Raw genomic sequence first — 13,629 nt, 5'->3', positions numbered from 1 at the left:
ATGAATTGCCGGGGCTGCTTTGCAGCCCGATCGCGACACAAGGCCGCTCCTACAGGGGGAGACCGCCACCTGACTTAGCTACAGCTCGCCCGATCACGCACCGGGCACTGTGCGCGGTGCAGGTTCAGTGCGGTGTTGATGATGCCGATATGGCTGAACGCCTGGGGGAAGTTGCCAAGCATGCGCTGGCCCGCCGGGTCGTACTGTTCGGCCAGCAGGCCAACGTCGTTGCACAGGCCGGTCAGGCGTTCGTACAGTGCCTGCGCTTCTGCCTGGCGACCTAGCAGAACATATACGTCGGCCAGCCAGAACGAACACACCAGGAAGGTGCCCTCCCCTGGAGTCAGGCCATCGCTACAGCTGTCGCTGTCATAGCGCAGCAGAAGACCGTTTTTCATCAGGCGCTGTTCGACCTGTTCAAGCGTGCGCAAAAAGCGTGGGTCATCAGCCGGCAGGAAGCCGGTCAGGGCAATCTGCAACAAACTGGCGTCCATCTCGGTCGAGCCATAGGCCTGGACGAAAAAACGGCCGCTGGGGTCCAGACCCCGCGCGCATACTTCACGACGAATCTCGTCAGCCACCTGGCGGTAGTGCTGCCCACGCTCGCGGCCTTCCTCGGTGGTGTCGGCCAGCCCTGCGGCACGGTCGAAGGCAACCCAGGCCATGACCTTGGAGTGCACGAACTGCTGCCGGCCGCCGCGCACTTCCCAGATGCCCTCGTCCGGCTGGCGCCAGATGCGCTCGACGTAAGGCAGGATCAGTCGTGAGATGGCGGCGCTACGTGGATGGCGGGGCAAGCCCCCCTTTATTGCCTGGGTCATGGCATCGGCGAGTTCGCCGTAGATGTCCAGTTGCATCTGCCCTGACGCTGCGTTGCCCACCCGCACCGGTTGCGAGTGCTCGTAGCCGGCCAGCCACGGCAAGGTGTATTCCTGCAGGTCGCGCTCACCGGCCAGGCCGTACATGATCTGCATCTGCTCGGGGTTGCCGGCCACCGAGCGGAACAGCCATTCCCGCCAGGCCTGGGCTTCGTCGAAGTAGCCGAGGTTCATGAAGGCCAGCAGGGTCATGGTCGCGTCGCGCAGCCAACAGAAGCGGTAGTCCCAGTTGCGCTCGTGGCCGATGCGCTCGGGCAGCGAGGTGGTGACGGCGGCAACGATGCCGCCGGTGGGCGCGTAGGTCATGGCCTTGAGGGTCAGCAGCGAACGGCGCACCAGGGCGGAATATGGGCCCACCTGTGGGCAGCGGGCGGCGAAGGCCTGCCATTGGTCGATGGTCTGCGCCAGCGCTTGGTCGATATCACAGCCGGGCTGCACCGGCAGGTGCGAGGGCTGGTGGCGCAGGCTGAACACCTGGCGTTCGCCCGCGCCAACGCGAAAGCGGGCGACCGTGTGCTGGTCACGGGCATGCGGGGGGACGGTGCTGCACAGGATCAGCCGGTCGGGGCCGGCGACGGCGCTGAGGGTCAGCGGGTCTAGCCGTTCTACCCAGGGCACGCTGCGGCCATAGTCGAAGCGCATCACCAGGTCCATCTCGAAGTTGGTTTCGCCTGCGAGGCCCTCGACGATACGCACCAGCGAGTTGACCTCGCCCAGCGGCATGAAGTCGAGCACACGGGCGCGGCCGGTGGCGGTGACCCAGGTGGTTTCCAGCACCAGGGTATCGTCCAGGTATTGGCGGCTACTGTATTCGACCGGGTCGCAGGGGGCCAGGCGCCAGCGGCCGTTTTCCTCGTTGCCCAGCAGTGCGGCGAATACCGCGGGGGCGTCGAAGCGTGGCAGGCACAGCCAGTCGAGCGAGCCATCGCGGCTGACCAGGGCGGCGCTGCGGCAGTTGCCCAGCAGGGCATAGTCTTCGATGTGGGCAGGCATTGGGGCTCCTTTGTGTGTTTGCCTGTGACGGCCTCTTCGCGGGCACGCCCGCTCCCACAGGTGCACCACAGCCCGTGAAGGCGGTGCAATACCTGTGGGAGCGGGCGTGCCCGCGAAAGGGCCGGCACAGGCTCTACAAAAAACTCACCCCAACCGATGCCACTCGCGCTTGTCCCGCGCCAGCAATTCATTGCCGGCCTCGGGCCCGTCTTCACCGGCCGGGTACTCATGCACCTCGCCGCCCTGGGCCCAGGCATCGAGGAACGGCTGCACCGCGCGCCAGCCGTTCTCGATGTTGTCAGCCCGCTGGAACAAGGTCTGGTCACCGGTCAGGCAATCGTAGATCAGCGTTTCGTAGCCGGTCGCCGGGGTCATCTTGAAGAAGTCCTTGTAGGCAAAGCCCAGCTCGACATTCTCCATCACCAGCTCCGGCCCGGGGCGCTTGGCCTGCAGGTCGAACCACATGCCTTCGTTGGGCTGGATCTGGATCTTCAGGTAATTGGGCTTGGGCCGCTCCAGCTCCGACTCGCGGAACTGCGCATAGGGCGCAGGCTTGAAGCAGATGGCGATTTCGGTATCACGCACGCTCATGCGCTTGCCAGTACGCAGGTAGAACGGCACGCCGGCCCAGCGCCAGTTGTCGATCATCACCTTGAGCGCCACATAGGTCTCGGTCTGGCTATCCGCCGCGACGTTGGGCTCGTGGCGGTAGCCAGGCAACTGCTTGCGCCCCTGTTTTCCGGCGCCGTACTGGCCACGCACGGAATTTTTCAGGGCCATCTTTGCCGACCATGGGCGGATGGCGCCGACCACCTTGGCCTTTTCGCTGCGCACGGCATCGGCGGCGAACGCGGCCGGGGGCTCCATGGCCACCATCGCCAGCAACTGGAACAGGTGGTTGGGCACCATGTCGCGCAGCGCACCGGTGCTGTCATAGAACGCACCACGGGTCTCGACGCCGACGGTTTCCGCGGCGGTGATCTGCACATGGTCGATGTAGTGGTTGTTCCAGAACGATTCGAACAAGCCGTTGGAGAACCGGCTGACCAGGATGTTCTGCACCGTCTCTTTGCCCAGGTAATGGTCGATGCGGTAGATCTGCCGCTCGCCCATCACCTTCAGCAGGCAGGCGTTGAGCGCCTCGGCGCTGGCCAGGTCGGTGCCGAAGGGCTTTTCCACCACGACCCGGCGAAAGCCACCGGCCGATTCGTCGAGCATCCCGGCCTGGCCCAGGCGCTGCGCCACTTCGGGGAAGAAGCGCGGCGAGGTCGCCAGGTAGAAGATGGCGTTGCCATGGCGGGTCGTGTCGATGCGCTTGGCGAGGGCCTGGTAGGTGGCCGGGTCGAGGAAATCGCCGGTCTGGTAATCCAGGCGCTTGGCCAGGCGTGCCCAGAGCTTCTCATCCAGGCACTTGGCCGTGCCCTCGCCGCCTTTGTCACGCTCGACCATGAACGCGTGCAGGCGTTCGGCGAATTCCTCGGCAGTGGCCGGGTTATGGTCGACGCCAACAATGCGCAGGTTGCGGTCCAGCAGACCGTCACGGCTGAGGTTGTAAAGCGCCGGCATCAGCAGGCGCTTTACCAGGTCGCCATTGGCGCCGAACAGGAACAGGGTGCATGGCGGAGCAGCCGGAATGCTCTGTTTGGTCATTCGGCTTTTTTCTCGACGTGGCCACCGAAGCCCAGGCGCATGGCCGAGAGAATCTTGTCACCATAGGTGCCTTGCTGCTGGCGCGAGCGGAAGCGGGCGAACAGCGCGCTGGACAGCACCGGCACCGGCACCGCCTGCTCGACGGCGGCGTCGATGGTCCAACGGCCCTCACCACTGTCGGACACCGAGCCACTGAATTGCGACAGCTGCGGGTCGGCCACCAGCGCATCGGCAGTGAGGTCGAGCAGCCACGAGGTAACCACGCTGCCACGCCGCCACACTTCGGCGATTTCGGCCACGTTCAGGTCAAAACGCTGGTCTTCCGGCAGTTCGTTGCCGCCCTTGCTGCGCAGCAGGTCGAAGCCTTCGGCGTATGCCTGCATCAGGCCGTATTCGATGCCGTTGTGCACCATTTTCACGTAGTGCCCGGCACCGGGTGGGCCGGCATGGATGTAGCCGTGCTCGGCACGCTGGTGCTCGCCGCTGCGGCCATGGGTACGCGGGATGTCACCCACGCCCGGGGCCAGCGCCTTGAACAGCGGTTCCAGGCGCTCGAACACTTCCTTTTCGCCACCGATCATCATGCAGTAGCCACGGTCCAGGCCCCACACACCGCCCGAGGTGCCGACATCCAGGTAATGCAGCCCGCGCTTGGCCAGTTCGGCGGCGCGGCGCATGTCGTCCTTGTAGAAGGTGTTGCCGCCGTCGATGATCGCATCGCCCGGCTCCAGCAGTTCGGCCAGTTGGGCGATGGTCTGCTCGGTGGGCTCGCCGGCGGGCAACATGACCCACACCGCGCGCGGCGCTTTCAGCTTCTGTACCAGCGCACCGAGGTCGTGCGCACCCTGGGCGCCCTCGCCCTCCAGACCGGTGATGGCCTCACGGTTGCGGTCATGCACCACAGTACGGTGGCCTGCGCGCATCAGGCGCCTTGCGATATTGCCGCCCATGCGGCCCAGCCCGATGATTCCCAGTTGCATGAGCCGATGCTCCCCTTTCGAAATAAATGACAACACAATCCAGCTTTCCAGATTAGTCCAGCGTACCGCTCGAGGGTTCAGCGACGAACGGCGGGACCACGATAAACAAAAAAGTTCCCAAGACCTGCGAAAGAATTCAGAATGCGCCCGCGTGAAGCGTCTACGCTTTAACTTGTCACCAGCCAAAACCGCGAGGTGTGTCCATGGGTACTTTGATGCCTGCAACCCCAACCCAGACCCTCTATGTCTCCGTGCGCCGTGATGAGCTGCGTAAACTGAAGGACGAACGTGACCAGCTGCGCCAGCAGGTCGCCCAACTGAACCTGCTGCTGGCGCAACAACGCGCTGAAGACAAAGCTGTCAGCCTCTGATTGTACCTTCTTCTCGTGGGAGCTGAACGGCTCCCACCCTGCTTGTCTCTCTCTGATTCCTCTTTTCCAGGCCCGGCCTCTTCGCGGGCACGCCCGCTCCCACGAAGACTGCGAAAGAATCCAACATCTGCCTTGCGCCCCACTCTGGTGCATCAGCACCTGAAAGCCACAATTTGGCGCACCATCCCCATACCCCCGCCCGCACCTTTTCACTTCTGGTCACAAACGCCAACGTTTGCGTCTATTCCGCGGCATGACAATAGTGACCAGCGGGTCACCTTTTCATCTATTTCTCTCCTACACTCGGGTTTCGGCCCGCCATTTGCTCAACGGAAGAGTGACGAAAAAAAGTCGAACTTTCCGGAACGCGGGCAGGTCAGGAACTAAGTAGGCCAAACGCAAAGGGACTTCCCTGCATCGGCCCACATACCCCACCAGCCCAATCGCCTTCGGCCGGAATGCCGATCGCGCCGTGCCTGCGTGCACGACCCTGGGGCATGGAACGCACTACGCAGAATCCAGAATCAGAGAGAACCAACACGAAACATCGCCACGGGTGCCAGCACCCGGCCAAGCATAGGGACGGAGAGAAGTATGATCAGTGCCGCTGTCGAGCCTCACGTAGATTCATTCAACCCGGACAACCGCGAACCGCTAACCCCGGACTTCGCCACGACAGGCAAGGCACCCGGCGCCCAGCGCCAGCACAACCGCAACAAGCGCAAGATTTTGTTCGTGACCTCGGAAATCGCCGACCTGGTGAAAACCGGTGGCCTGGGAGACGTGTCCGCAGCCCTGCCCCGTGCCCTGGCGCACCTGCACGATGTGCGGGTGCTGATCCCCGGCTACCGGCAGGTGATGGAAAGCGACAACCCCATCCACATCGTCGGTGAACTGGGTGGCCACGCCGCACTGCCGCCGTGCAAGATCGGGCGCATGGACATGGCCGACGGCCTGGTCATCTATGTGCTGATCTGCCCCGAGCTGTACCAGCGTGACGGCACTCCCTATGGTGCCAACAACGGCCGCGACTGGCCCGACAACCACATCCGCTTCGCCCGCCTGGGCCTGGCCGCCGCCGAAATCGCCGCCGGCGAAGGCAGGATCCACTGGAAGCCCGAAGTGGTGCACGCCCACGACTGGCCCGCCGGCCTGGCACCGGCCTACATGCACTGGCGCGGGCTGAGCACGCCAACCCTGTTCACCATCCACAACCTGGCCTACCAAGGTGTGTACAGCCGCGGCTGCAGCCCGGAACTGGCAATCCCCGAACACGCCATGCAGCAGGAAGGCATGGAGTTCTACGGCAAGCTGTCGTTCCTCAAGGCCGGCCTGGCCTACGCCAGCCACATCACCACGGTCAGCGCCACCTATGCCCGGGAAATCACTACCCCGGAATTTGGCTGCGGCCTGGACGGTTTCCTCGCCAGCAAGGCCCAGCAAGGCCTGCTCGGCGGCATTCCCAACGGCATCGACGAAAGCTGGGACTCGGCCACCGACAAGCACCTGCAGCACAACTTCAGCATCAACGACTGGGAAGGCAAGGCGCGCAATGCCCAGGAAGTGCGCGCGCTGTTCGAACTGCAGCCCTCCGAAGGGCCCTTGTTCGCAGTGGTTTCGCGCCTGGTCTACCAGAAAGGCCTGGACCTGACCCTGGGTGTGGCCGACTACATCGTCGAGCAAGGCGGGCAGATCGCGATCATCGGCCGCGGCGAGCCGGAAGAAGAGCAGGCCATGCGCGAACTGGCGCTACGCCACCCGGGCCGTATCGGCGTGCGCATCGGCTTCAACGAAACCGATGCCCGGCGCATGTTCGCCGGCAGCGACTTCCTGCTGATGCCGTCTCGCTACGAGCCATGCGGCCTCAGCCAGATGTACGCACAGCGCTTCGGCTCGCTGCCGGTAGCGCGCAAGACCGGTGGCCTGGCCGACACCATCGAGTGCGGCGTTACCGGCTTCCTGTTCAACGAGTCCACCGTCGAGAGCTATCGCGAGGCACTCAGCCGCGCCTTCTATGTATATGGCAAGAAGGACCTGCTGAATGCCATGCGCTGCCTGTCGATGACCCAACCGTTCAACTGGTGCCAGGCCGTGGAGCCCTATGCACGTCTGTACGAGGACCTGGTCAAGCAGGCGCAGCACAGCCACTACTGAACGGGGAGTTGAAGATGCACAGGCATGGCGCACACCTGCTGGACGCCACGTCGGCGCGCTTCGCCCTCTGGGCCCCGGATGCGCGCAGCGTGAGCGTGGAACTGGAGCAGCAGCCGGCCATCGAGCTGTTGCCCGACGATGATGGCTGGTTCACCGGCGTGGCCCCGTGCCAGGCCGGTGACCGTTACCACTACCGTATCGACGGTGCACTGAAGGTGGCCGACCCGGCCTCGCGCTATCAGCCCGATGGCGTGCAGGGGCCGAGTCAGGTGGTGAATGTGGCCAGCTATGCCTGGCGACACCCCTGGCAAGGCCGGCCCTGGCACGAGGCGGTCATACAGGAGCTGCATGTCGGCCTGCTCGACGGCTACGCCGGGGTCGCCCGGCAACTGCCGCGCCTGGCCGAACTGGGCATCAGTGCCGTCGAACTGATGCCGCTGGGGCAGTTCCCCGGCGAGCGCAACTGGGGTTACGACGGCGTGTTGCCCTATGCGCCGCAAAACACCTATGGCAGTCCCGAGCAGCTGTGTGCGCTGGTCGACCAGGCACATGGCCACGGGCTGATGGTGCTGGTCGATGTGGTGTACAACCACTTCGGCCCTGACGGCAATTACCTGCACCAGTACGCCAGCCCGTTCTTCCGCGAAGACCGGCAGACCCCCTGGGGCGCAGCCATCGACTTCCGTCGCCCGCAGGTGCGCGAGTTCTTCATCCAGAACGCCCTGATGTGGCTGTGCGACTACCGCTTTGACGGCCTGCGCCTGGATGCCGTGCACGCCATCGACCAGCCCGACTTTCTGGTCGAGCTGGCGCAAAGGGTACGCGCTGCGGTGGAACCAGGCCGCCACGTATGGCTGGTACTGGAGAACGAACACAACCAGGCCTTCCTGCTGGAGCAAGGCTTCGATGCCCAGTGGAACGACGACGGCCACAATGCCCTGCATGTGCTGCTGACCGGCGAAACCGAAGGCTACTACGCCGACTACCAGCAGCGCCCCATCGACCAGCTGGCCCGCTGCCTTGCCGAAGGTTTCGTGTTCCAGGGCCAGGCCAACCGCCATGGCACGCCCCGCGGCGAGCCCAGCGCGCACCTGCCACCCAGCGCTTTCGTGCTGTTCCTGCAGAACCATGACCAGGTCGGCAACCGCGCCCTGGGCGAGCGCCTGACCCGTCTGTGCCCACCGCAGGCGCTGCGGGCGGCCACCGGGCTGTTGCTGCTGGCGCCGATGATTCCGCTGCTGTTCATGGGCGACGACGATGGCAGCTGCCGGCCGTTCCTGTTCTTCACCGACTTCCATGACCAGCTGGCCGACGCCGTGCGCGAAGGCCGGCGCGGCGAGTTCGCCCATTTCGCCGCCTTCGCCGACCCCGAGCAGCGCCAACGCATCCCCGACCCCAACGCCGAACAGACCTTCGAGGCCTCCCGCCCGCAAGCCGGAGAAGTGATCGCCGGCTGGCACGGCCTGTACCAGCACCTGCTCGAACTGCGCCGCCGCCATGTGATCCCGCACCTGCCCGGCAGCCGCGCGCTGGGTGCCGAAGTACACGGCGACAAGGCCCTGACCGCACGCTGGTGCCTGGGCAATGGCACCACCCTGCGCATCGACCTGAACCTGGCCGCCACCCCGCAGGTGGTCGAATTGCCCACGCCGGCCAACCGCCTGTTCGACAGCAGCGACACCCGGCACCCCGATACCCATCTGGCCGCATACAGCTGCGTGGTCAGCCTGCTTCCCCCTGCCCAGGAGCGCCCATGAGCGAAACCGCCCTGCACCGTCTGGCGAGCCGCGTCGGGCTGAGCCGCGACTGGATCGACGCCAATGCCCGGCCCCAGCGTGTCAGCGACGAGGTACTGCGCAACATACTTGAAGGCCTTGGCCACCCTGCCAACGATGACGCCGCCATCGCCGCCAGCCTGCGCGCCGTGGACGCTGCCGAAGACAGTGAGCACCTGCCGCCGCTGCTGACCGCCGACCTAGGCCAGCCATTGGCACTGGCGCGCTACTTCAGCGCCGCCAGCGTCGCGCACTGCACCCTGGAGGACCACAGCGCCCTCACCCTCAGCCTTGACGACCAGGCCCGCCTGCCCGGCGCGCTACCCATCGGCTACCACCAGGTGGAAATCGACAGCCGCCGCTTCACCGTGGCCGTGGCCCCGCTGCGCTGCCACAGCCTTGAAGACCGGGTGCAACAGCCGCCACCGCGCTGCTGGGGCCTGGCGGTGCAGCTGTACAGCTTGCGCCGCCCCGGCGATGGCGGCTATGGCGACTGCCTGGCCTTGGAACAACTGGCCCGCGCGGCTGCCGAACGCGGCGCCGATGCCTTGGCCATCAGCCCGATCCACGCCCTGTTGGCCATCGACCAGACGCACTACAGCCCCTACTCGCCCTCCAGCCGCCTGCTGCTCAATACCCTGTACGCCAGCCCAGCCGCGCTGCTGGGCGAGCGGGAGGTGCGCGTGGCCATCGAAGCCTGCGGCCTGGAGCAACAGCTCGAAGACCTTGAGCAAGGCCCGCTGGTAGACTGGCCGCGTGCCGCCAGCGCCCGACAGCGCCTGCTCGAAGCCCTGTACCAGGGCTTCAGCCAGGGCGACCACCCGCTACGCAAGGACTTCGACAGCTTCCGCAAAGCCGGTGGCCAGGCGCTGGAGCACCATTGCCGCTTCGAAGTGCTGCAGGCGCAAGCCGTGGAGCATGGCCTGGGCGCCGACTGGCGCCACTGGCCCAAGGCCTGGCACGACCCATACCACCCGGAAGTGGAGGCCTTCGCCAACGCCTACCCGGCCAAGGTCGAGTTCCATGCCTTCTGCCAATGGCTGACCGAACGGGGCCTGCAACGCGCCCAGGAAGCAGCGCGCGGCAACGGCATGGCGGTCGGCCTGATCGCTGACCTGGCGGTGGGCGCCGACGGTGCCGGCAGCCAGGCCTGGAGCCGCCAGGACGAGCTGCTGGCAGGCCTGAAGGTGGGTGCACCGCCTGACATCCTCAACCGTGCCGGCCAGGACTGGGGCATCTGCGCCTTCTCGCCTGAAGGGCTCAAGCGCAACGGCTACCGCGCTTTCATCGAAATGCTCCGGGCCAACCTCGCCCACGCCGGCGGCCTGCGCATCGACCATGTCATGGGCCTGCGCCGGCTGTGGCTGATCCCGCAGGGGGCCAAGCCCAGCGAAGGCGCCTACCTCAACTACCCGCTGGAAGATCTGTTACGCCTGCTGGCCCTGGAGTCGGTGCGCCACCAGGCAATCATCCTCGGCGAAGACCTGGGCACCGTGCCGGACGGCCTGCGCGAGCAACTGGCGGCCAAGGCCGTGCTGGGCATGCGCGTGCTGCCCTTCGAGCAGACCCAGCCCGGCCATTTCAAGCCGATTCTCGACTGGCCGGATAACGCCCTGGCCACCACCGGCACCCATGACCTGGCGCCGCTGGCCGGCTGGCTGGAAAACCGCGACATCGACTGGAGCCACCGCCTGCAACTGATCGATGCTGCCACCGAACTGCACTGGCGCCACGAGCGGCAGAAGGAGCACGATGGTTTGCGCCGCACCCTGGAGGCCAACTACGGCACGCTGCCGAACAACGACGCGCTGATCGACGCTGCCATCCGTTACGTTGGCCACACCCGCGCACCGCTGGTGCTGGTGCCGCTGGAAGACCTGCTGGGTTGCGACGAGCAACCCAACCTGCCGGGCACCACCGCCGGCCACCCTAACTGGCGCCGACGCTTTGCCCGGCCGGTACGTGAACTGCTCGACGACGAAGACGCTGCGCGGCGCCTGGAACTGCTGGCCCAGGCCCGCGAACAGGCTTGGGAGCGTGACCGATGAAAGCGCTGACCGCGACCCTGCGCCTGCAGTTTCACAGTGACTTCACCCTCGATCACGCCGTGCCGTTGGTGCCGTACTTCGCCCAGTTGGGCATCAGCCACCTGTATGCCTCGCCCATCCTCAAGGCCCGCGCCGGCTCGCGCCATGGCTACGACGTGGTCGACCCGACCTGCGTCAACCCCGAGCTGGGCGGCGAAGCGGCGCTGCAACGGCTGGTCGCCGCCCTGCGTCAGCACGGCATGGGGCTGATCCTCGACACGGTGTCCAACCACATGGCCGTGGGCGGTGCCGACAACCCCTGGTGGCAGAGCCTGCTGGCCTGGGGTCGGCGCAGCCCGTATGCAGAGTTCTTCGACATCCAGTGGCACTCCAGCGACCCATTGCTGGCCGGCCAGTTGCTGTTGCCGTTCCTCGCCAGCGACTATGGCGTGGCGCTGAAAAATGGCGAGATACCGCTCGAGTTCGACAAGCACCATGGGCTGCTGCAGGTCGCCCATTACCAACACCGCTTCCCGATCTGCCCGGTCGACTATGGCTGGATTCTCGCGCTCAGCCCGGAGCCGGCGCTCAAGGCCCTGGCCGAACGCTTCACCGCGTTGAACGCATCGGCCACGCCGCTGGCCGACGCCCTGCCCCTGCAAGCTGAACTGGCGCGCCTGGCGGGCGAAGGCGCTGACCTCGAATCGGCTCTGGTGGCGTTCGACAGCCGCAGCGAGAATGGCTTCAAGCGCCTGCACCTGCTGCTGGAACGCCAGACCTACCGCCTGGCCAGCTGGCGTACCGCCGCCGACGACATCAACTGGCGGCGCTTCTTCGACATCAACGAGCTGGGCGGCCTGCGGGTGGAACGCGCGGTGGTGTTCGAGGCCACCCACGCCAAGCTGTTCGAACTGATCGAGCGCGGCCTGGTGGACGGCCTGCGCATCGACCATATCGACGGCCTGGCCGACCCGCGCGGTTACTGCCGCAAGCTGCGCCGACGGGTCGATGGCCTGCTGGCACGGCGGCCGTTGAATGCCGCCCTGGAGCATTTCCCGATCTACGTGGAGAAGATCCTCGGCGCCAACGAGCACCTGCACCGCGACTGGCTTACCGATGGCACTACCGGCTATGAGTTCATGAACCAGGTCTCGCTGTTGCAGCACGACCCGGCAGGCGAAGCAGCGCTGACCGAGCTGTGGGCCAATGTGAGCGAACGCCCCGACTTCCCCGAAGAAGTGCGTCAGGCCCGCCACCTGGTACTCAATGCCAGCCTGGCCGGCGACTGCGAGTCGGTGGCCCAGGCACTGTTGCAGGTGGCGCGCAACGACCTGATGACCCGCGACCTGACCCTGGGCGCGATTCGCCGTGCCTTGCAGGCACTGGTGGCGCATTACCCGGTGTATCGCACCTACTTCAATGCCTGCGGGCGCCCGGCAGAAGACGAAGGGTTTTTCCAGCAGGCCCTGGCCAACGCCCGCCTCGACCTCGGCGAAGCCGACTGGCCACTGCTCGAGCACTTGCAACAATGGCTGGGCGGGCAAGCCTGGCGCCGCCTGCCAGCAGGCCGGGCGCGCAAGCAGCTGCGCCACGCCTGCGTGCGCTTCCAGCAACTGACCGCGCCCAGCGCCGCCAAGGCCGTGGAAGACACCGCCTTCTACCGCAGCGCGCGGCTGCTGTCGCGCAACGATGTGGGCTTCGACGCCGAGCGTTTCAGCGCCCCGCTCGAGCACTTCCACAACGAGGCCCAGCGGCGCCTGCGCGACTTCCCCGACAACCTGCTGGCAAGCGCCACCCATGACCACAAGCGCGGCGAAGACACCCGTGCGCGCCTGGCCGTGCTCAGCGAGCGCGGCCCGTGGCTGGCCAGCCGCATGGAACACTGGCGCGAACTGGCCACGCCATTGCGCACGCAACTGGATGACGGCCCGGCGCCCAGCCCCGGCGACGAGCTGATGCTGTTGCAGACCTTGCTGGGCAGCTGGCCGCTGGACCTCGACCTGCACGATGTCAACGCCCTTGGCCAGTACGCCGAACGCATTCGCCAGTGGCAGCAGAAAGCCCTGCGCGAGGCCAAGCTGCGCAGCAGCTGGAGCGCGCCGAACGAAGCCTACGAAAGCGCCTGTGCCCGCTACATCGATGGCCTGCTGCTGGACGGCGAGAACCAACAGCTGCGCAAGTCGCTGGCCGACGCCGCGCACCTGCTGGCCTGCCCCGGTGCCCTCAACGGCCTGGTCCAGGCCCTGCTGCGCATGACCACGCCGGGCGTACCGGACCTGTACCAGGGCAACGAATACTGGGATTTCAGCCTGGTCGACCCGGATAACCGGCGCGCCGTGGACTACGCGTGCCGGCGTCGCACCCTAGACGATGCAACGCCGGTTGCCGAGCTGCTGGAACACTGGCGCGATGGCCGCCTCAAGCAGGCGCTGATCGCCCGGGTGCTGGACTGCCGCCAGGCCCATGCCGAGCTGTTCCGACGTGGCGCCTACCTGCCCCTGACCGTGCAGGGTCGGCATGCCGACAAGGTGATCGCGTTCGCTCGCCTTGGCGAGGGCGAACGGGCCGTCATCATCGCGCCACGCCTGGCCAGTACCTTGCTTGCAGGTGCACCGATACCCCTGATCCCGGCACAGAACTGGGACGACACCCGGGTAAACCTGCCGTTTGCCTTGTCGCCTGCCAACTCGACGGGACTTTTCCCCAGTGCTGCGGTCAGCTCTTGCAGGGAGCTGATGTTGAGCGCCGTGCTGGCGGAGTTTCCGGTCAACCTGCTGATACAACAATCTTGAACATCAGGA

General features: G+C 66.1%; 8 protein-coding genes. 5 read left to right on the top strand and 3 right to left on the bottom strand.

The window, feature by feature from the left end:
* Positions 1-74: 74 nt before the first annotated feature.
* From CAG18_RS05250 to gnd, 3 genes are all read right to left on the bottom strand, one after another.
* On the bottom strand, positions 75-1,871 hold the full coding sequence (locus CAG18_RS05250) for a glycoside hydrolase family 15 protein (RefSeq protein ID WP_085720531.1): 1,797 nt from the start codon (positions 1,869-1,871) through the stop codon (positions 75-77).
* Positions 1,872-2,015: 144 nt separating this feature from the next.
* A complete protein-coding gene (zwf, locus tag CAG18_RS05245) occupies positions 2,016-3,521 on the bottom strand; it encodes a glucose-6-phosphate dehydrogenase (protein ID WP_085720530.1) in 1,506 nt (501 codons plus the stop codon).
* Positions 3,518-4,540, bottom strand: coding sequence for a phosphogluconate dehydrogenase (NAD(+)-dependent, decarboxylating) (gene gnd, locus CAG18_RS05240; protein WP_143492639.1), 1,023 nt, complete (start codon positions 4,538-4,540; stop codon positions 3,518-3,520). Before gnd ends, zwf begins: the two co-directional genes overlap by 4 nt.
* 164 nt (positions 4,541-4,704) lie before the next feature.
* Between gnd and CAG18_RS27060 the strand changes: the two genes are divergently transcribed.
* The 5 genes from CAG18_RS27060 (at position 4,705) to CAG18_RS05220 (ending at position 13,620) form a co-directional block, all read left to right on the top strand.
* Entirely contained in the window at positions 4,705-4,872 is a 168-nt protein-coding gene (locus CAG18_RS27060) for a DUF6026 family protein (protein WP_015270996.1), read from the top strand.
* Positions 4,873-5,466: 594 nt separating this feature from the next.
* Complete coding sequence (glgA, locus tag CAG18_RS05235) at positions 5,467-7,026, top strand: glycogen synthase GlgA (protein WP_013973326.1); 1,560 nt, start codon at positions 5,467-5,469, stop codon at positions 7,024-7,026.
* Between the two features lie 14 nt (positions 7,027-7,040).
* A complete protein-coding gene (gene treZ, locus CAG18_RS05230; protein WP_085720529.1) occupies positions 7,041-8,783 on the top strand; it encodes a malto-oligosyltrehalose trehalohydrolase in 1,743 nt (580 codons plus the stop codon).
* Positions 8,780-10,849, top strand: a complete 2,070-nt coding sequence (gene malQ / locus CAG18_RS05225) for a 4-alpha-glucanotransferase (RefSeq protein ID WP_085720528.1) — start codon at positions 8,780-8,782, stop codon at positions 10,847-10,849. The genes treZ and malQ overlap by 4 nt, the downstream gene beginning before the upstream one ends.
* Positions 10,846-13,620, top strand: a complete 2,775-nt coding sequence (locus CAG18_RS05220; RefSeq protein WP_085720527.1) for a malto-oligosyltrehalose synthase — start codon at positions 10,846-10,848, stop codon at positions 13,618-13,620. Before malQ ends, CAG18_RS05220 begins: the two co-directional genes overlap by 4 nt.
* The last annotated feature ends 9 nt before the right edge of the window (positions 13,621-13,629 follow it).

The organism is Pseudomonas sp. B22(2017), from assembly GCF_002113105.1.
Classification (GTDB): domain Bacteria; phylum Pseudomonadota; class Gammaproteobacteria; order Pseudomonadales; family Pseudomonadaceae; genus Aquipseudomonas; species Aquipseudomonas asiatica.
This window is presented reverse-complemented; position numbering and strand designations above follow the sequence as displayed.